Origin of the sequence: Clostridium sp. (assembly GCF_026168755.1) — a bacterium.
Lineage (GTDB): Bacteria > Bacillota > Clostridia > Clostridiales > Clostridiaceae > Clostridium.
On sequence record NZ_JAPFDR010000018.1, the window covers coordinates 30,583 to 51,955 of the forward strand.

Annotated in this window: 17 protein-coding genes, 4 tRNA genes and 1 other annotated feature; of the genes, 2 read left to right on the forward strand and 19 right to left on the reverse strand. The window is 27.9% G+C overall.

Features of this window, described 5'->3' with window-relative positions; all coding sequences use genetic code 11:
* Positions 1-128 precede the first annotated feature (128 nt).
* Complete coding sequence (locus Q0Y03_RS08460; protein WP_297713399.1) at positions 129-1,469, forward strand: CCA tRNA nucleotidyltransferase; 1,341 nt, start codon at positions 129-131, stop codon at positions 1,467-1,469.
* A gap of 54 nt (positions 1,470-1,523) precedes the next feature.
* Here the strand turns inward: Q0Y03_RS08460 and Q0Y03_RS08465 are convergent, their stop codons facing one another.
* The gene (locus Q0Y03_RS08465; protein WP_297713400.1) at positions 1,524-2,480 is read right to left on the reverse strand and encodes a WYL domain-containing protein; all 957 of its coding nucleotides are present in this window, start codon (positions 2,478-2,480) and stop codon (positions 1,524-1,526) included.
* 118 nt (positions 2,481-2,598) lie between these two features.
* On the opposite strand from Q0Y03_RS08465, the gene Q0Y03_RS08470 reads away from it, so the two are divergent.
* The gene (locus Q0Y03_RS08470; protein WP_297713401.1) at positions 2,599-3,126 is read left to right on the forward strand and encodes a dihydrofolate reductase family protein; all 528 of its coding nucleotides are present in this window, start codon (positions 2,599-2,601) and stop codon (positions 3,124-3,126) included.
* Positions 3,127-3,259: 133 nt separating this feature from the next.
* Here Q0Y03_RS08470 and addA read toward each other — a convergent pair whose 3' ends face one another.
* The 18 genes from addA to Q0Y03_RS08560 form a co-directional block, all read right to left on the reverse strand.
* Positions 3,260-7,021, reverse strand: a complete 3,762-nt coding sequence (gene addA, locus Q0Y03_RS08475) for a helicase-exonuclease AddAB subunit AddA (protein ID WP_297713402.1) — start codon at positions 7,019-7,021, stop codon at positions 3,260-3,262.
* A gap of 2 nt (positions 7,022-7,023) precedes the next feature.
* Positions 7,024-10,455 (reverse strand): helicase-exonuclease AddAB subunit AddB, encoded by a 3,432-nt coding sequence (addB, locus tag Q0Y03_RS08480; protein WP_297713403.1) that lies wholly within the window; start codon positions 10,453-10,455, stop codon positions 7,024-7,026.
* Positions 10,456-10,465: 10 nt separating this feature from the next.
* On the reverse strand, positions 10,466-10,984 hold the full coding sequence (locus Q0Y03_RS08485) for a GNAT family protein (protein ID WP_297713404.1): 519 nt from the start codon (positions 10,982-10,984) through the stop codon (positions 10,466-10,468).
* A gap of 148 nt (positions 10,985-11,132) precedes the next feature.
* The gene (locus tag Q0Y03_RS08490; RefSeq protein WP_297713405.1) at positions 11,133-12,074 is read right to left on the reverse strand and encodes an ROK family protein; all 942 of its coding nucleotides are present in this window, start codon (positions 12,072-12,074) and stop codon (positions 11,133-11,135) included.
* A 187-nt stretch (positions 12,075-12,261) separates the two neighbouring features.
* Positions 12,262-12,354: transfer RNA gene (locus Q0Y03_RS08495), tRNA-Ser, on the reverse strand.
* 5 nt (positions 12,355-12,359) lie between these two features.
* Positions 12,360-12,450: transfer RNA gene (locus tag Q0Y03_RS08500), tRNA-Ser, on the reverse strand.
* 67 nt (positions 12,451-12,517) lie between these two features.
* Complete coding sequence (locus Q0Y03_RS08505) at positions 12,518-13,075, reverse strand: carbonic anhydrase (protein ID WP_297713406.1); 558 nt, start codon at positions 13,073-13,075, stop codon at positions 12,518-12,520.
* A 96-nt stretch (positions 13,076-13,171) separates the two neighbouring features.
* Positions 13,172-13,262, reverse strand: a tRNA-Ser gene (locus tag Q0Y03_RS08510).
* A gap of 230 nt (positions 13,263-13,492) precedes the next feature.
* Positions 13,493-13,879 (reverse strand): aspartate 1-decarboxylase, encoded by a 387-nt coding sequence (panD, locus tag Q0Y03_RS08515; RefSeq protein WP_297713407.1) that lies wholly within the window; start codon positions 13,877-13,879, stop codon positions 13,493-13,495.
* A 17-nt stretch (positions 13,880-13,896) separates the two neighbouring features.
* Positions 13,897-14,742 (reverse strand): pantoate--beta-alanine ligase, encoded by an 846-nt coding sequence (panC, locus tag Q0Y03_RS08520; RefSeq protein WP_297713408.1) that lies wholly within the window; start codon positions 14,740-14,742, stop codon positions 13,897-13,899.
* A gap of 13 nt (positions 14,743-14,755) precedes the next feature.
* Positions 14,756-15,583 (reverse strand): 3-methyl-2-oxobutanoate hydroxymethyltransferase, encoded by an 828-nt coding sequence (gene panB / locus Q0Y03_RS08525; protein WP_297713409.1) that lies wholly within the window; start codon positions 15,581-15,583, stop codon positions 14,756-14,758.
* Positions 15,584-15,585: 2 nt separating this feature from the next.
* Complete coding sequence (locus tag Q0Y03_RS08530) at positions 15,586-16,428, reverse strand: DUF2520 domain-containing protein (RefSeq protein WP_363318730.1); 843 nt, start codon at positions 16,426-16,428, stop codon at positions 15,586-15,588.
* Between the two features lie 249 nt (positions 16,429-16,677).
* Positions 16,678-17,955, reverse strand: coding sequence for a serine--tRNA ligase (gene serS / locus Q0Y03_RS08535; RefSeq protein WP_297713410.1), 1,278 nt, complete (start codon positions 17,953-17,955; stop codon positions 16,678-16,680).
* 63 nt (positions 17,956-18,018) lie between these two features.
* Positions 18,019-18,223 (reverse strand) — a binding site (T-box leader).
* A 128-nt stretch (positions 18,224-18,351) separates the two neighbouring features.
* The gene (locus tag Q0Y03_RS08540) at positions 18,352-18,585 is read right to left on the reverse strand and encodes a DUF1667 domain-containing protein (protein WP_291677409.1); all 234 of its coding nucleotides are present in this window, start codon (positions 18,583-18,585) and stop codon (positions 18,352-18,354) included.
* A 14-nt stretch (positions 18,586-18,599) separates the two neighbouring features.
* Positions 18,600-20,012: an FAD-dependent oxidoreductase gene (locus tag Q0Y03_RS08545; RefSeq protein ID WP_297713411.1), complete on the reverse strand. Its 1,413-nt coding sequence runs from the start codon at positions 20,010-20,012 to the stop codon at positions 18,600-18,602.
* Positions 20,013-20,029: 17 nt separating this feature from the next.
* A complete protein-coding gene (locus Q0Y03_RS08550; protein ID WP_291677413.1) occupies positions 20,030-20,539 on the reverse strand; it encodes a transcription repressor NadR in 510 nt (169 codons plus the stop codon).
* A gap of 15 nt (positions 20,540-20,554) precedes the next feature.
* A complete protein-coding gene (locus Q0Y03_RS08555; protein ID WP_133016190.1) occupies positions 20,555-21,052 on the reverse strand; it encodes an HD domain-containing protein in 498 nt (165 codons plus the stop codon).
* 192 nt (positions 21,053-21,244) lie between these two features.
* A tRNA-Ala gene (locus Q0Y03_RS08560) sits at positions 21,245-21,320 on the reverse strand.
* Positions 21,321-21,373: the final 53 nt, after the last annotated feature.

Sequence of the window (21,373 nt, forward strand, 5' to 3'; positions counted from 1 at the left end):
AAAAGTTGTATATCAAGTTTATTTAAATATAAAATTTGATATACAGCTTTAATTTTTTGCTATTAACTTTTTGAATAATCTTTATGTTAAAATATATTAATAATACTTATTTTAAAGGATGATTTTTTATGCTTATTAATATACCTAACAATGTTCAATTTATTATAGATACTTTTTATAACAACAATCATGAGGCTTTTATGGTTGGTGGATGTGTTAGAGACTCCTTACTTGGTTTAACACCTAAGGATTACGATATAACTACTTCTGCCCTACCTAATATAACAGAATCACTATTTGAAAAAACAATTCCAACTGGAATAAAGCATGGAACAGTTACTGTTGTATTAGATAATGAAAATTTAGAAGTTACTACTTACAGAACAGAAGGAAATTATTTAGATAATCGTCATCCTGAATCTGTTGAATTTGTTTCAAATATAAAAGAAGATTTATCAAGACGTGATTTTACAGTTAATGCTTTAGCTTATAATAACAAGGAAGGTCTTATAGATTATTTTAATGGAATATATGATATAAAAAATAAAATAATTAGAGCTGTTGGAAATCCAAATAAGAGATTTCAAGAAGATGCTTTAAGAATGTTACGTGCAATTAGATTTAGCTGCCAATTAGGCTTTCAAATTGATGAATTAACATATTTAGCCATAAAGGAAAACTATAAGTTAATAAAAAACATTAGTATTGAACGTATTAGAGACGAATTATGTAAAATATTAATTTCTAATAATCCTTGTGATGGTCTAAACTTACTTAAAGATACAGGAATATTAGAAATAATTCTTCCTGAAATTTATAGCTTAGTTGGTTACACACCTCTTTGTAATAACCATAATAGAGATGTTTTTAATCATACATTAAATGTAATAAACAATACCTCAAGTAATGACTTAATTTTACGATTATCAGCTCTTTTCCATGATGTTGGTAAACTTAATACATTAAAACAATTACCTAATGGTCATTGTTATTTCCCAGGTCATGCTCAGGAGGGTGCAATAATATGTAAACCCATATTATCAAGACTTAAATTTGACAATAATACTATAGATAAGGTTTCTAAAATTATTTATGATCACTTAGTTTTAGATGTAAATTATATGCCTACTGATGGTGAAATTAAAAGGTTATTAATACGTGTTGGAAGTGAAAACATATTTACACTTTTTGAACTTCAAAAAGCAGATATAAATTCACTATGGGATCCAGTTCCTTTCTTAAAGAAAGTTGATTATATTTCTGATAGAGTAAAATTAATACTTGAAAATAAGGAACCACTTTACATAAAAGATTTAGCTGTTACTGGTTCTGATTTAATGATACATTTAAATATTAAACCCGGAAAAATTATTGGTGAAATATTAAATTTTTTATTAGAAAGTGTTTTAGATGATAAACATTTAAATAATAAGGAAAGCCTTTTAGAAATAGCTAAGAATTTTCTTTAAGTTAATCATTTTATAATATCATATACTTACTTACTAATTAATTTGTATAGTAAATTAATAATTTCTATACAAATTAATTATTTCAATGGATTTTTTCTTGAGTTCTTCAATAGCTTCTACAGGATGTATTATTTCTATATCACTTCCATATCCAAAGGCAAATTCTACTCCTTGAAACATAGCCTCAAAGCTTATATCCAAATATATTTTATCACTTTCAACTACTGTATTGATTATATTAATAAATTGCCTTTCCTTAATATGATTTATAATAGAATGATTAACTTTAAAAGTAAATGTATACTTTGGAATATTAGACTTAAAATTATCTGTGCTTAATTTCCAATACTCTTCTAAATTAAAATCATTAGATCTATTAAAGGATTTATTTGTTGAAGTAGCATATTCAATATTAATAACTTTATAAGTTTTAATAATATCATTATTTTCTCCTATCAAATACCAAATACCCCTTTTACAAACTAATCCTAATGGCTTTAAAATAACTTCTTTTGTCTCATTTGGTTTTCTATATATAATTTTTAAAATAGTATGGCTCCAAATACAATTCTGTAAAATAGAAAGTATATGTTTATCAATTTTAATAGGATTTTCACTCCAAGTTTGCATATCTATATAAATATAGTTTTGAAAATTTTTAATTTCATCTATTTGATTTTGAGAAGAACCACCTAGTAATTTTAGCAAGGTATTCTCATGTACCTTTTCAATTCCTAAATCCTCTAATATCTTATCACTTATAGGAGCAAATAATGAGTAAAGCTCATTATTACTTAGACCACTTAGTGTAGTCTTATAATCCCCTAATAGTTTTATACCACCATTAGAACCCCTATCCGTAAATATAGGAATACCTAAACTACTTAATGACTCAATATCTCTATAAATAGTTCTAACTGATACTTCTAATCTTTTTGCTAAATTACTTGCTGTTAATTGCTTATGTATTTGTAATAGCATTAGTATTGAAATTAATCTATCTGCTTTCATAATATTCCTTTCTTAACATGACATAAGATGTCAGTTATTATAACTTACAATATATTTTGTATCAAGAGAAAGAATTTATAAGATAATAATATCAGAGATAAATTGGAGGATAAAAGAAATGAATGGAAAAATAATATTAAACTTAGCAATAAGCTTAGATGGATACATAGCAGATGAAAATGGAGGATTTGATTGGATAATTGGTGATGGTAACAACATACTTAATACTAAGGAAAAGTGGGATTATGATAAATTTTTAGAAGATATTGATGTTGTAGTCATGGGAAAAAAATGTTACGAACAAGGTTTTCATAAAGACTTTTCTGAAAAAAATGTATATATCGCAACCACTAAAGAAATAGAAAACTATGAAAACTATCATTTCATAAATGGTGATATAGTAAAGATTATAAATAATTTGAAAAAAGAATGTAAAAACATATTTTTATTTGGTGGTGGTAAAGTAATTGACCACTTTGTGAAGGCCAATGTAATTGATGAATATGTGATAGGAATAATACCTACTATTTTAGGCAAGGGTAGAAAGTTATTTTTAGAAAACAATCCTAAAATAGATTTAGAACTGCAATTCTATTCCGTTGAAAATGGTGTTGTAGTAATGAAATATACAAAGAGAAAGAAATAGAATTAAAATAAATTAGCTATAATTTATTTATAAATCCCCATTAATATGTCTAATTATGATTTTTAACACCTAAAGCCTAGTAATATAATTGCTTAGACTTTAGGTGCATACACTCTATATCATACTTTAAAAATTAGATTTCTACTTTTATTTCTTCATCTATACTAAACAAATATAAATAACTTTCCTTTACTCTTTTTTCTGTTATCTTCTCTAAAGCATCCTTATAATACTTAAGCTGAGTTCTATACCTTTCAATTATTTCATCAACTTTTCCTTCTTCTACATAATCAGTCTTATAGTCTAAAAGAACTATTCCATCCTCTTCCTCAAAGAAACAATCTATTATCCCTTGAAGTCTAATCTTTTCATCCATATAGACATCTTTATTTAATTCTGGATCATATTCTACACTACTTAATTCAGTAAAGAACGGTAATTCCCTACTTACTAATCTACCTTCTTTATAAGCTTTCAATAATCTCTCGCCTAATTTACTGTTAAAGAAATTATATATTTTCTTATACCATACAGAGGAAGCTTCCTTTTCTGTTAGTGAATTATCTAGTACCATTTCTTCTATTTGTGTTTTAATTTCATCAATTGTTCTTACCCTATCATAATTCAATCTTTGCATAACATAGTGAATTACAGTTCCTCTTTCAGCTGCAGATAATCCCTTTTCTTCTTTTAAAAATTTAGGCTTTAAAACTTCCTTTTCCTTAAATACTTCTACAGTGTCATGTACCTCATCACCATAAGTAAATTCTTTTTTCTTTAAATCAGAAACAGAAATATTACTTGGTAGCATTGCACCTTCTATAAATTTATATTTATAATCCAGCCTTCTGCTTATTTCTTTATCCACAACAACATTTTTAGAAGTTATAAACATGCTCTCATCTTCAATTTTATCCACAGGCTCTAAATTTTTATCCACTGTTAATAAGTCTTTTGTCCAGAATTTGATATTCCATGTGGAAAAGTCACTTGTAATTAAATCTCTAGTAGCACCGGTAACCCCTCTTAACTTTTCTCCACAGGTATGTTTACACATAGCCATAGCAATCCAATCTAAATAGGATCTTCCTTTTAAAACTTCAGAAGGTAAAATTATATTTTCATCTAATGAAGCTGATGATACCCAACTATTAATTGCTTTTTCTAAATTGCTAGTTGCTCCAGTAATAATTAACTTTTCCTTTGCTCTAGTAAATGCAACATAAAGTATTCTCATTTCTTCAGATAAAGTTTCTAATCTTATTCTTTTCTTTATTGCCTCTTTTGCTAAAGTTGAATATGAATTTCTAGTTTCTAAGTTAACGTAACTAGGTCCAAAACCTAATTCTTCATGATATAAAATAGAATTTGATAAATCCATTAAATTAAACTGCTTACCCATTCCACTAGTAAATACTACTGGGAACTCAAGTCCTTTACTCTTATGAATACTCATAATTCTTACTACATCTTCATTTTCTCCAAGTACTTTCGCACTTCCCATATCTCCAGAAGATTTTCTTAATTTATTAATAAAGTTTATAAAATTAAATAATCCTTTAAAGCTAGTGCTTTCATATTGCTTTGCTCTTTGGAAAAGAATTTTTAAGTTTGCCTGTCTCAGCTTTCCATTAGGCATTGCTCCAACATATCCATAAAAGGCAGTGTCCATATAAAGATACCATATGAATTCATCTATTGGAGTATATATTGCTCTTTCTCTCCAATTATCTAAGTTTTCAATAAAATTATCACACTTAAACTTTAACTCCTCATTTACTTCATAATTGCCTTCATAAACTTCTTTTATTATTTCATAAAAATATAAATCTTTATTTAATAATCTTAAGTCACTTAATTCTTCAGCCGTAAATCCGCATATAGGTGATTTTAAAGTTGCTATCATAGGCACATCTTGAAGTGGATTATCTATTATCTTAAGTAAAGACATTATAGTTCTAATTTCAATAGATTCAAAATATCCACTACCAGTATCAGCATAAACTGGAATACCTTCAGATCCTAATTCATCTAAAAATATCTCTGCCCAATTTTTTGTTGCTCTTAAAAGAATAACTATATCTTTATATCTAACATCTCTATATCCATTAGTATCCTTATCAAATACCTTAAACTTTTTACCGTCCTTAATTTCAAATAACTCTTTTATTCTCTTTGCAACAATTTTAGCTTCAAGAGTAATAGCATCTAAATCTTCTTCCTCTTCTTTATTTCCACCTTCACTATCTTCATCTAAAACTTCAAATTCTTCTTCCTTAATAATTCCCGATTTATCTAATATGTGAAGTTCAATTTCTCCTCCCACTATTGATTCTTCATCAGTAGCTTCCGTAAAGCTTGCACCTAAGTTCAATGCCTCTTCATTAGTATATTCAAGTTCCCCTACTGTATTAGACATAACCATCTTAAATATATAATTTACACCCTCAATAACTTCTTTCCTACTTCTAAAGTTTTTATATAATTGAATTTTTCTATCTTTACTTCCATCCTCTAAAGAATATCTATTATATTTATCTAAAAACAACTCCGGCTTTGCCTGTCTAAATCTATATATACTTTGCTTAACATCTCCAACCATAAATACATTAGATTCTTCATACCTTCTTCTCGAAACTAAATCTATTATGGTTTCTTGAACATTATTAGAATCTTGATATTCATCTACTAATACTTCATCAAAGAATTCCATAAAATGTTCTGCAACCTTAGATGGAACAATATTATTATTTTCATCCTTATCAATTAATATTTTTAAACAAAGATGCTCTAAGTCATTAAAGTCTAGTATATTTTTTTCTCTTTTCTTCTCATCAAATCTCTTTGAAAACTCAAGAGTTATAGTTGCTAAAGTTTTCATAAAAGGATATACACCTATTATTCCATCTAAAGCCTCTTGTGGAGTAAATTCAAATGTACTCTCAATTAATGATTTTATTTTTTTCTTAACTGAATCTCTTATACTCTTAACTGAATTTTGAGCATTTTCATCAGAAACTTGATTCTTCTTAACTGTCTTTAACTTAATAAACGAAATAGAATTTAAAGCAATATAAATATCATTTAAACCATTATCTAAGCTTTCATAAGCCCTTAATAAATGATCATAATCACTATTAAAAGCATCTAAATATGGCTCTAATCCATCAGTATCATTAATTATTTCAATAGCTTTTCTATACATATTTAAGAATCCATTTAATTCAACTCTTAAACTCTCCTTTAGCACCTTTACCCACTCACTTTTATCAAGGTCTTCTAAAGTACTAATATTAAAAGCTTCAGCCTTCTCTATTAGCCATTTTTCTGGCCAAGGCCCACTCATAGAAAATCTATATAAAGAAAGTATCATTTCTTTTAATTTTTCATCATCTTTAGAACCACTATATGCTTCTAATAAATCTTTAAACTCTTCATTATCTTCTTCATAGTACTCTTCAAAAAGCTCTTCAATTATTTCATTTTTCATTAAAGTTGCTTCTGTTTCATCACCTATTCTAAAACTAGGATCTAAATCAATAGTATAAAAATAATTTTTAATTACATCTAAACAAAATGAATGCATAGTAGTAATATTAGCTCTACTTAATAAAGTAAGTTGTCTTTGAAGATTTTTAGAGTTAGGATTTTTCTCTAAAGCCTTTGATATAGCTGCTGCTATTCTTTCTCTCATTTCTGATGCTGCTGCACTAGTAAATGTAACAACTAAAAGCTTATCAATATCTACTGGATTTTCTTCATCAGTTATAATTCTTATAATTCTTTCAACTAAAACAGCTGTTTTTCCTGAACCTGCAGCTGCTGCTACAAGCAAATTACATCTTCTTGTTTCTATAGCTTGAAGCTGTTCATCAGTCCATTTAGTATCTCCCATATCTATTCATCCTCCTCCGCTTTTACTTTATTACTCATTGCATCCCACAAATCATCTTTTTTCTTTTTTGATATTATTTTGTATTTATTATCTTTTATTGAAGTATCAAATTGACATATTGATGAATAATCACAGTAATCACAATATGTTACTTTTGATGACTTACAAGGCTCTATTTTGACCTCACCACTAAGCATTTCTTCGCATATTTCAATCATTTTATCATTAACATATTTTCTTAATAATTCAAATTGAGACTCTGTTACTACAGAACTAGTACTTGTAAAATCTCCATCCTTTTTAAATGCAGCTGGAATTATAAGTGAGTATGTTTCCATATCTCTATCCATTGATTTAACAAGCTCTACATTTTTCAATAATAATCCATCCATCTTTAACTTCTTTAATACCTCAACTTGAATTTCTTCCTCTGTTAAAGCTTTCTTTGACTTAATTATTGGATTATCAATTTTAAAATATAATATACCACCAGGCATACATTGTGCTTTTAAAATTTGCTTTGAGTTTTTCAATATAGCATCTAAATAAACTAATAATTGTATTTGCAGACCATAATATAACTCATTTAAATCAAAGCTCTTAGAACCTGATTTATAGTCAACAATTCTTATATATGTTTCTCCATTTAAATCAACCTTATCAATTCTATCAACTCTACCCTTTAAATATACTGTCTCCTTTGAAGGTAATTCTAATTTTATTGGATCTGAATCTTTAAAATCTCCAAAGTCAAATTCACTTTTGAATATGTCAAACTCACCTTTTCTCATTTGTTCTGATATTACTGTTACAGATTTAGTAATAGTCTTTTTAAATCTTTCTGAGAAATATTGATACTTTTTATTACTATTTAATATAGAATTAGTTTCATTTCTAAGCTTACTATTAACAAGCTCATTAACTATTTCAGCACATTTATCCTTTGTTAAATCTCCCCACAATATATTTTCTTTTCTTATTTTATTGGTGAATTGATCTAATATATCATGCATAAATGAACCTAAATCTGGTGCAGTAAACTCATAAACTTTTCTATCTTTAGCTTTTAATCCATATTGAACATAATAACCAAAAGGACATTGAGCATATTTTTCTATTCTAGAAACGCTAAACATTAATCTTCCATTATCATTACTATAAAGCCTTTTTATTTTTTCTCTTGGTATCTTTTCAACTAAGTTAGTATAATTTAATCCATTAAAAATAATCTTAGTTCTATCTTTGAATTCTTCATTTTCTTCAAACCATTTAAATGTTTCTACCCAATATGGTTCAATTTCTTCTTTTTCATATTCTCTTCTTAATGCTTCTATAAGTTCATTAAATGTTGGTACTGGTGCAGTTATATTATGATATTTATCATCAAATAAATTACTATTAAATATCTCACTTTCTTCCTTTAATCCAGGCAAAATCTTTTTTAATCTAGGTATTATTATTGAAGGTCTTAATGATTTCCCCTCAAAATCTGCCATTGGATAAGTAATCATTAAATAATTAGAAGGTATTGTTAATGCTGTATAAACCATAAACTGTTCTTCAAATACTCTACTTCTTGTATCACTAGCAAGTTCAATGCCCATGCTTTTAAGTTCAATTCTATCTTCATCAGATAATATCCCTTCGTCTTTATTAGCAGAAGGTAATACACCATCATTTGCTCCTACTATATAAAGTGCTTTTACATCTCTACCTTTTATTCTAGCTATATCACCTATATTTACTTGATCTAATGCCATAGGAATTACACCAATTTCTTTTTCTTCAAATCCAGATATTAATATCTTAGAAAAAGTCTTTAAATCAACTACTTCATCTCCTAATACTTCTACAGCTTGATCTAACATATCCATTACCATAGCTGGAACTTGAGTATATTCCTTAATTTTATCTTGCATTCCTTTATTATTAAAATCATCAAGCCATTTATCCATAGTTTCAAAAGCACTTATTTCTAATAAAAACTCATATAAAGCAGTGCAATACTTTCTTACCGTAACGTCACCTTTTATCTTATTATATAAATTAATTATTGGTCTTCTGATTTCTTCCATATACTCAAATATTTCAATTTCTTCTTGTGTTAGTTCCTCATCTTGAGATATTAATAAATCTCTAGTCCATTTATATCCCTTTATTCCATTAGCTAAAATATAATTTTCTAATTTATCAATAAAATTTGTTTCTAATGTTATAAGTCCACTTTTTACATATTTAAATACACTTTCATAAGACCAGTTAGTAACTAATATTTCTAACGCTGATATTATTAATACTACTAATGGATTACTTAAAATCTCTCTTTTCTTATCTAGGAAATATGGAATATTGTACTCATTAAATATAACTGAAGTTATTTTATCGTAACTATCAATTTCTCTACAAACAACAGCAATATCCTTATATCTATATCCCTTATCTCTAACAAGTTTTAATATATCTTGTGCCACCCATTCTATTTCAGAGTAATTATTATTGGCTTTATATAATCTAATATCTTTGCACTCACCCTTATGTATTTTAAAAGGATAATTAAAGAAATATTTTTCTATATGCCCTAACTCCTTACTCTCTTTAAATCTATAAATATTTTTCTTATTTAAATTTACAGGCTCTTTATATGAGATGTTATTTTCTTGCATCATTTTCAAAATTCTATTTTCAGTATTTTTTATTACATCAAATATATCAGTTTCAACTTCAGCAAACTGAATTTCTCCATCACTACATAAAGTAATGTTCACATTCTTACATTGTTTAGCTAATACCTTTAATACTTCTAACTGCTGTGGAGTAAATGTTGTAAATTCATCTACCCAAATTTCAGCATCATTATATAAATCACATTCCTTTAACTTTTTAGCTAAAATAGATAATATATCTTCAGAGTCTATATATCCTTTATGCAAACTTTCATTAAAGGTTTCATAAATAGAAGCTAAATCACTTATCTTTTCTTTTAAATCCTTATTTTCTATTTCTAACTCTTTTTCCTTTAATATTTCCTCGGAAATATTATATTTTTTAAATTCAGTAATTGATTTTGATACTATTCCAACAAATCCTTGTTGCTTACTTATTCTATTAAAATATTGAAGTTCTTCACCTTTATCCTTTAATAGTTTATAAATAAGCATATTCTTTCCTGAATCTTCTATTACATTAATTGCTCTTCCACCACATTTATCAAAAACTCTTGTAGCCATTCTCTTAAAGCTTAGAACTTCAGCTCTAAGCAATGATTTTTCTCCTACATACTCTAATAATTTTTTTTCAGTTTGAAATGTATATTGATCTGGCACTAACATTATTAACTTATTATTTTTATCATTAGTTAGCTTCTTCTTTATTTGATTTAAGCAATAATAGCTTTTTCCTGAACCAGCTCTTCCAAAAATAAATCTAATTCCCATATCCAACTCCTTAAACTTTAAATTCCTCTTTTAATAACCCCATTACAATGGTATCTAAATAATCCCCTTTATAATAATATTTCTTTCTTCGTATCCCTTCTTCAATAAATCCACATTTTTTATAGCATAGCACTGCAGCTTCATTCTCTCTAACTACTTCAAGCTCAACCTTATGAGCTTTTCTTTTAAAAAATAAGTACTTTAAAATAGCTTTTATTGAATCTGTTCCATAGCCCCTTCTCCAATACTTTTTACCTATAGTTAAACTAATATTATAAACATTTCTTGAGTATTTATCTTCTGAATAAGCTATTACTCCAACTATATTTCCTGGTTTATTAATTATTACATAACTTCTTTTTGAAGGTATATTGAGATATTTTAAATGTTCCACCATATATTTTTTCGATGATACGCCATATTGATAACCATTATATTTTAATACTTCACTATCTGAGCATAAATTATAAGCATCATCAATATCTTCTTTCAATATTTCTCTCAAATATATTTTATCTCCATAAATCACATTAATCCCTCCCCATAATTAATGATACTATTATTTTAAAAGTTTTACTAATTGCTAATTATTTATTCCTATAAGATTTTTTTAATAAAAAAACTACAATATATAAAGGTTCCCTCTTTATATATTGTAGTTTTTTATATATTTTATATTATCTCTCAGTGATAGCTAAAGCTGCAGCACCTAATACTCCTGCTTTTCCACCTAATACAGCCTTTTCAATTGTACAATTTTCAACAAATGCAGCCATACATCTTTCTTCAACAACATTTCTTATAGTCTCAAGAACTATATCTCCACCATTAACTACTCCACCACCAACAACAACTTTTTCTGGATCAAAGTTTGTTATTGTATTAGCTACAGCAATTCCAAGATAAGTTAATGAAGTGTTTAATATATTCTTAGCAACTCTATCTCCATTTGCAGCTTCTTTAAATACTTCTTTAGCTGTAACATTCTCATAGTTCTTTAATGAAGTTACAACATTACTTAATACAGCTTCTTTAGCTCTCTTACCAATTGCTGTACCAGATCCTAAAGCTTCTGCACATCCTAAGTTTCCGCATCCACATCTTGGACCTTCTGTAGCAACAGTCGTATGTCCAACTTCTAATGCGTTTCCTGTTGATCCTCTAAATAATTTACCATTTAATACAGCTCCTCCACCGATTCCTGTACTTGCTGTAATAAATACCATGTTTTCAGTACCTTTTCCTGCACCAAACATAAACTCTCCTAATGTTGCTACATTAGCATCATTGTCTAAATAAGTTGGTAAATCATATGTTTCTTTTATAGTTTTAACTATTGCAAAATTTTTAAATGGTAAATTTGAATTTTCAATTATAATACCATTCTTTACATCTAATGGTCCTGGTGAACCGATTCCAATTGATTTTATTAAATTTTTATCAGTTCCATCTATAACATAATTTATAGTATCCACTATTCTTCCCATAACGGCTTGTTCACCTTCATGAGCTAATGTTTCAACTGTTTTTTCTTTTATAATATTTCCTTCTAAATCTACTAAAGCTGTGTAAATTTTAGTTCCACCTAAATCAACACCTACAACGTACTTCTTTTCCATTTATTACCCTCCCACTAAAAAGTTATACTACTTTAACTATTAAAGTATACCATTTAAAAATTACGTTTACAATTATTAGTTATGGAAAATTTGGAATTAATCTATTTATTTATAAATTAATATACTATTTATTAATCTTACTTTCTTTTATATACCAAAAAAGCATCTAACATTAGTTAGATGCTTTTGGCGGAGAACAAGGGATTCGAACCCTCGCACCAGTTTTATCCAGCCTACTCCCTTAGCAGGGGAGCCTCTTTAGCCACTTGAGTAATTCTCCACTTATGGCGGAGAGACAGGGATTCGAACCCTGGGTACGCTCACACGCACGCCGGTTTTCAAGACCGGTGCCTTAAACCAACTCGACCATCTCTCCAAGACAAGATTAATTATATCAACGACTATTAATTATGTCAACATATTTTTTAAAATTTTTTTATTTTTTATTTATCTTTAATTACTACTTCTAATTTTCCTGTTTCCGGATCCATTATTAACCCATGCACTTTTATTTCCTTGGGTATTAGTGGATGTTTTTTAATTAAATCTACACTTTCTTTTACTGAATCTTCTACAGAGTCAAATCCATGTAACCATTTCTTTATATCTATTCCTGAATTACTTAACGTTTCTATTGTTTCTTTTGGAATCCCTCTACTAATTATCTTATTAATAGTTTCCTCTCCATCAATATTGCTCATTCCACAATTTTTATGTCCAATTACTAACACTTCATCTGTATCAAATTCATAAATGGCAACTATAATACTTCTTATAATACTTCCAAATGGATGCATTATTGTAGCTCCTGCATTTTTTACTATTTTAGCATCACCATTCTTTAAATTAAGAGCTTTCGGTAATAATTCTGTTAACCTCGTATCCATACAAGATAATATTACTAATTTTTTATCTGGATATTTTGTAGATTTGTATTGTTCATATCCTTTATTTTCTACAAACATTTTATTGTATTTTAATATTTCACCTAATTTATTCATATATACCCCAACTTATAAAAATTATTTTATATTTTTATCTTACCGCATTTTTAAATATATATACAAAAAAAGCTTCTAGCGTTTGCTAGAAGCTCTTGGCGGAGAGACAGGGATTCGAACCCTGGGTACGCTCACACGCACGCCGGTTTTCAAGACCGGTGCCTTAAACCAACTCGACCATCTCTCCTCGGAACAATTGTTATTATATCAGTGTAAAAATATTATGTCAACACCTTTTATAAATTTTTTTAAATTAATTTTCTATATGCTTTCTATCACTTTGTAGCCATCTAAAAACACCTCAAAATATATAAATTTTTTGTAATTATATAATATTATTAATAAAGATGATGAATTTAAAATAAAAAATATTATTTCAAATTCATCATACTTCTCTAAAGTCACTTTAATATTTTATTATTCAGAAAGTTGACCATGCTTTTCATAATTAGTTATTCTACTAATTTTATTTTCTTCATTAACAAAAACAACTTTCGGTTTATGATCTTTTACCTCTTCTATATCTAAATCACAGTAAGCCATTAATATAATTTTATCTCCAACTTGCACGCATCTTGCCGCTGCACCATTTAAGCAAATCATACCTGTTCCTCTTTCCCCAGCAATAGTATAAGTTTCAAACCTTGCACCATTATCAATATCAACTATATGAACTTTTTCATATTCATATATTCCTGCAGCATCTAATAAATCCTCATCTACGGTTATACTTCCAACATAATTCAGTTCAGCTTGTACTACTGTTGCTCTGTGTATCTTACCTTTTAACATATTTATCTTCATTATTGCTTCGCTCCTTATTATAACTCATATGTGAAATTATCTATTAATCTTGTTTTACCTATAAATACAGCTATTGCTACTAATACTGATTTTTCTATTCTTTCCACCCTCTCCATAGATAGACTGTCTACAACATCTATATAATCAACTCTAGCCAACTTTTCCGAATTAAGTATTTCTTCAATTAACTTAATAATAATTTCTGAATTTCTTTCACCAGATTGAATTTTTTCTTTAGCCAACGTTAATGACTTATTTAATATAGTTGCAGCATTTCTTTCTTCTATTGATAAATAAGTATTTCTTGAGCTCTTAGCAAGTCCATCTTTTTCTCTAACTATAGGGCATCCTATAATTTCTATATCTATATTTAAATCTCTTACCATTCTTTTTATAACTGCTAATTGCTGAGCATCCTTTTCCCCAAAATAAGCTCTATCTGGTGCTACTATATTAAATAATTTTGTTACAACAGTACAAACACCTCTAAAATGAGTAGGTCTACTTTTACCACATAAGCCTGAAGTTAATCCTCTCATATCAACAAAAGTAGAAAAGTCTTCAAAATACATTTCTTCATTTTCAGGATGGAATATAATATCTGCTCCTGCTCTCCCACATACTTTACTATCTCTATCTAAATCTCTAGGATAAGTAGATAAATCCTCTTTAGGCCCAAATTGAATTGGATTAACAAATATGCTTACAACAACTCTATCGTTTTCTTCTGATGCCTTTCTAATTAAACTTTCATGCCCTTCATGTAAATACCCCATAGTAGGGACAAATCCAACTTTTAATCCCTTGGCTTTCCATTCCTTTACTGTAGCTCTTACGTAATTTACCTTTTCTACAACTCTCATTTTATCTTCCCCTTTAATATAATTTTTTAATTACTTCATCATTTATTTTAAAAGAATGCTCTTCTGCTGGGAAAACTCCATCCTTAACCTCTTCTATATACTTTTTAAAAGCTACATTCATTTTTTCCCCTAAACTTTCATACTTCTTAACAAACTTAGGCGTAAAATCACTATACATACCTAACATATCTTGATAAACAAGAATTTGCCCATCACATTGTGCTCCAGCACCTATTCCAATTGTAGGGATAGATAACTTTTCAGTTATTATTGCTGCAAGCTTAGCAGGGACACATTCTAATACAACTGCAAATGCTCCCGCTTTTTCTACAGCTAGAGCTGCTTCAATAAGATTCTTTGCTGCCTCTTCATCTTTACCTTGAACCTTAAACCCACCAAATGCATTAACTGATTGAGGGGTTAATCCAATATGAGCCATAACTGGTATTGAAGCTTTAACTATAGCTTCTATCTTATCGCAAACTTCAATTCCACCTTCTAATTTAACTACATTAGCCCTACCATCTTTAATTAATCTTCCTGCATTAACTACAGCATCATATACTGATGTTTGGTAAGACATAAAAGGCATATCTGCTACAACTAATGTATTTTTTACACCTCTAGATACTGCTTTAGTATGATGTATCATGTCTTCCATAGTAACTGATAGTGTATCTTCATATCCTAAACAAACCATTCCTAATGAATCTCCAACTAATATTCCGTTTATTCCAGCTTCATCAATTATTTTCGCTGTAGAATAATCATATGCTGTAAGCATAGTAAGCTTTTCATTTTTCTCTTTAGCTTGTTTAAATGTGACTGCTGTATTTTTCATAACTAATCTCCTAAATACTCTTCTAAATTTTTATAATCTCTATCCTGATTTTTAATTTTCGCTATCTTTAAAATATTCTTTGATAATAACCTATATAATTCTTTATCCTCTTCAGGTATTACATTTAAATGATTAATAACAGTACTTAAATCTCCTCTTTCTATAGGCCCAGTCAAACTATTAACTGCACCTCTTTCCTTAACATTTCTTAAGTTATTTTCAATTAATGGATATAAAGCCTTAATAGCCATTTCCTGCGTAAATCCGCATTCCTCTAGATAATTAATACCATTATTAATTAATCCTAACACTAAGTTACTAACTGTTACTGATGAGGCATGATATAAAATTTTATTCTCTTTATTAATAATTGTTACATCATTTCCTAAATGTAAAAATAAACGCTTTAAATATTTAATATGTTTTTCATGTCCTTCAATTGTAATAAATGCTTGAGATAAATTTTTATAAGAATTATATTTGTCCGAGATAGCGAACATTGGATGAATAGAATAACCATATGCACCATGATTATTTATATTTGAAAAGACTTCTGAAGAAATAGAGCCACTACAATGGCAAATTAATTTTTCTTTAATAGGTAACCTTTTTATTTCACTCCATACATCTGCAATTTGATTATCAGGTGTTGTAATGAATATAGCATCACTATTTTTTATTAAATCTTCTAAATTATTATATTGTCGCGTATTTGTAAAAATTGCAGCTTCTTTAGATGAATGCTGTGATTTACTATAATACCCACTTACGTCTATATTGTTTTCTTTTAGATATTTTCCTAGGGAAAAGCCAACTTTTCCTGCTCCAATAAATCCAAATTTTATAATTATCACCTCCAAAAGAGTGTGATACTAATAAGTCCCATTCAAAATTGATATGAGCTACTTCTTTAATCTTTAAATTTTCAAATATATAAGGTGCGGTTTAATTAAAATACCACCCACTTTAAATTTATCACATTTCTTGTTTTTGTCAATATTTGTTATTATATTATTTACAATAACTTCTTATAAAAAAAGATATAAGAAAATCATAATTAATTTTCTTATATCTTAAATTTAATCAATTTTAAATTATCTTATAACATCCATTCCACCCATATAAGGTCTTAAAGCTTCTGGAATGTTTATTGATCCATCTTCATTTAAGTTGTTTTCTAAGAATGCAATTAACATTCTAGGTGGAGCAACAACAGTATTATTTAATGTATGAGCAAAGTATTTTCCCTTTTCTCCATTTACACGAATCTTTAATCTTCTAGCTTGAGCATCTCCTAAATTAGAGCAGCTTCCAACTTCGAAGTATTTCTTTTGTCTTGGAGACCAAGCTTCAACGTCAATAGATTTAACTTTAAGATCTGCTAAATCTCCTGAACAACACTCTAAAGTTCTAACTGGAACATCTAAAGAACGGAATAATTCAACAGTATATTTCCATAACTTTTCAAACCATTCTTTACTTTCTTCCGGCTTACAAACTACTATCATTTCTTGTTTTTCGAATTGATGTATTCTATAAACTCCTCTTTCTTCTATTCCGTGCGCTCCTTTTTCTTTTCTGAAGCAAGGTGAATAACTAGTTAAAGTTTGAGGAAGACTTTCTTCCTTTAATATAGTATCGATGAATTTACCTATCATAGAGTGTTCACTTGTACCTATTAGGTATAAATCTTCACCTTCTATCTTATACATCATAGATTCCATTTCGGCAAAACTCATTACTCCAGTAACAACTTCACTACGAATCATGAAAGGAGGAATGCAGTAAGTGAATCCCTTATTTATCATGAAATCTCTAGCATAAGAAAGTATTCCTGATTGTAATCTTGCTATGTTACCCATTAAGTAATAGAATCCATTACCAGCTACTTTTCTAGCACCATCTAAATCTATTCCATTTAATTTTTCCATTATTTCTGTGTGATATGGAATTTCAAATTCAGGAACTACAGGCTCACCAAATTTTTCAACTTCTACATTTTCACTATCATCTTTTCCTATTGGAACACTTGGATCAATAATATTAGGAATAACTAACATTATATTTCTTATTTTTTCTTCAAGTTCAGCTTCTTTAGCTTCTAATTCTGCTAAACGTGCCGCTTGTTCATTAACCTTAGTTTTTAATTCTTCAGCTTCTTCTCTCTTTCCTTGGCCCATTAATGCACCAATTTGCTTAGAAATTGTTTTTCTATTTGATCTTAAAGAATCAGCTTCTTGTTGAGTAGCTCTACTTTCCTTATCTAATTCAATTACTTCATCAACTAACGGAAGTTTTTGATCTTGAAACTTATTTTTAATATTTTGTTTAACTATTTCTGGATTTTCTCTTAAAAATTTTAAATCTAACATAATATCCTCCATGTATATTTTATTTATTTTTTCTGATATAAAAAAGGAGCCCTTCCTTCCCATATAAGGGACGAAGAACTCCGTGTTGCCACCCTAATTGATAATAAATTTTCATCTATTATCCACTCTTTATAAAACTAACGGGTTTATCCGTACTGCTCATCACAGTCCCTCCAAGGTGGATTCATAAAATATTGTTATCAGTTTTCACCAACCACTGACTCTCTTAAAACAATTACTTTATTACTAGCCTTTTCAACGGTTTAATTAAATATTTACAATATTAATATATTTAATATATTATAAGCTCCTACTTTTTGTCAATACATTTAAATCCCTATTTTGGTAAAGCTATTTATAGGAATGAATTTAAATTTTAAAATTATCTCTAAATTATTATTTATTTTGAATATCCCTAGTGCAAATTATATCAACTCCACTATTTAAAATATTCTTACATATAATACTTCCCATTTTTATAGGAATACTTACATATAATCTACTGACAACCTTAGACATTTCTATCCATAATCCCTTATCAACTTCATCACTACTTTTAACAGGAACAACCTTAAACTTCTCACTACCTTTAACTCTAACTACAGAAGTGAAAATATCTTTTTTCTCCATACTTACAACTCCTATTATATATCTTTAAACTCCTTAATTCTGCCTGAAATTATATTTGATTTTTTTGAATCATCTACTATATCAGTAAATTTTCTATCTAACTCTCTAGATAGTATTTGAATTATTTTTTCATTACAATAAGCCCCATGACAATTTCCAAATCCAGCTCCTGTTCTTCTTTTAACACCTTTAACAGTTCTAGCACCTAAAGGTCTTCTAATAGAATCAACAATTTCTCCTTCTGAAACATTATTACACATACATACTATCTTACCATAACGTTTATCTAGCTTAATAACCTCATTAATTTCATTTCTATCCATTTCTCTAAATCTATAGAACTCTCTTCTTTTATCAATGAAATTCTTCTTTAATCTACAATTTAAATTACTGCTAATAGTATCACATAACATTTTTGCTATAGCTGGCGCTAATGTAACTTTTCCATAATGAGTTCCTATAACACTAATATATCCCTTATCAATTTTTTGATCATCTACTACAATAGAATCCTTATCATAACTTTCCCTAAATAGGTTATTTATATTACTTTTATCTAATCCTTTTAATAATTTAGATGCATATTGTAAATTATCATCTAAACTAGTTTTTTCAATACTTTTTATTCCAATAAGAGAACCTCCATTTAAAACAGGAGTTGAGACAACAAAAGTATCTTTATCAAAAGTTTTTGTAACAATTCTTTGTAACTTCTTTTCATAATTATCATCAAGTAAAATATAACTCATATTTTTGAAAGAATTTATTCCATCCTCAAAGTCTTTTTCTTCAACTATCCCTTTTTCATTTATATATATTTCATTTGCAATTGTATTTATAACAACCTTACAAGAGAACTTATTCTTATTAGTTACAACCCTAAATCCTTTCGTAACATTTTGTATAGTTAAAACTTCTTCTTCTAATCTAAAATTAACTCCATTATCAAATGCAACTTCAGCATATGCAATTGCTAAGTCATAAGGAGCGACTATTGCAACATTTTGAGAGTATAATCCCTTTTTTACTTCCGTATTAATATTAGGCTCTATTTCATACACCTCATCTGGATCTATTAAATATACTCCATCGATTCCTCGTCTTATAGCTCTTTCATACATCTCTTCTAATTTAATTACACCATTATCATCATTAACTACTCTTAATGATCCTATTCTTCTAAATGGAACATTAAATTTCTCACATAAATCTTCCATTAATATATTTCCTATATACTCTAATCCAGCCATTACATTATTAGATGTTTCTGATCCATCATATACAATAGAAGTATTAACAAATGAAATATCATCTGCTATATCAAACTCTTTTTCAATTACAGCTATATTTAAATTATATTTAGATAATTCATAAGCAACAGCACATCCAATTATGCCACCACCTAAAACTAAAACATCATAATCCATAATTCAATTCCCCTAATTTATAAAATAAAACCATTTTCTTTTAACTCTTCTTTTATTAACTCCATATTTTCAATAGAGTCAGCAGAAATAGTATGGAGATGTACGCCATTAGTTAATATAGATAATGGCTTTGCATTTATCTCTTTTAATGCATTTCTAAATTTGTTTAAATCATTAAGATTTTTTATCATTAATATCCCTTTTATCTCTCCATATAAAGGGTGTTCTACTATAACATCTTCTATTATTCCACCATACTTAACAACTATTTCAAGCTCCTTAATAACGTCCTCTTTATTATGATTTACTGCAATAACTGATTTTACCCTACTACTACTATCATCATTAATCATGTATCCATCTGGAGTCGCTATTATATTATTTCCTTTTGCTCTTAAAATAGCTATATCCTTAACTATTATTTGTCTTGTTACATTAAATCTCTCAGCTAATATTGTTCCCTTAATAGCTTTTTTTTCTCTTATTAACATTTCAATAATGCTATTTCTTCTTTCCTCAGCTTTCATAGTTCACCCCATAACTTAATTTCTATTGTCACTTTCTTTTATTATATCTAATAGTTTATTTCCTTGTATTTTATTACTATGATGATATCTAATAGTATCCAAAAATTCTTTATCATATGTATTAAAATGCTTTAATAAATTTGCACCTTTTTCTGCATGATTATAATAAGAATCAACAGCTTTAATACCATCATATTTTTTTAATTTTCCTTTGGTCATTTTATTTAATATTACTAATACAGATTTTTCAATAATATTAAGTCCATATTCACCTTTTCCTATATCATGCAATAGCCCTACTTTGGCAACTCTATTCAAATTTATATTTTTTCCCTTTGATAAATGTACAGCATCTTTACTAACTCTAATACAATGTTGTTTATCTGTTTTTTTTAATTTATTAAATAAATTTTTCTCTCTTTTATTGAGAAATTTATTTACATATTCAGTATCAATATCCTCGGACAATGATTTTAATGCCCAAACAAATTGTTTAACCCTATATAAAGACATTTACTTATCACCTTGTTCTTTAACATATATTGTAATACACATTCATATTTATAATACCACTATTATAAATAAATTAAAAATATAAAAATCTATTTTATTTAGTTATAATTCTACATCTTAATATTAAAAATATTAACTTAAGTTATTTAAATTTTATAAAACAAAAAAAGCTACGATTTATATCGTAGCTTTTGGTGGAGGTAAAGGGATTCGAACCCTTGACCCCTTGCGTGCAAGGCAAGTGCTCTCCCAACTGAGCTATACCCCCAAAAATGGTGGACCTTCAGGGACTCGAACCCCGGGCCGACCGGTTATGAGCCG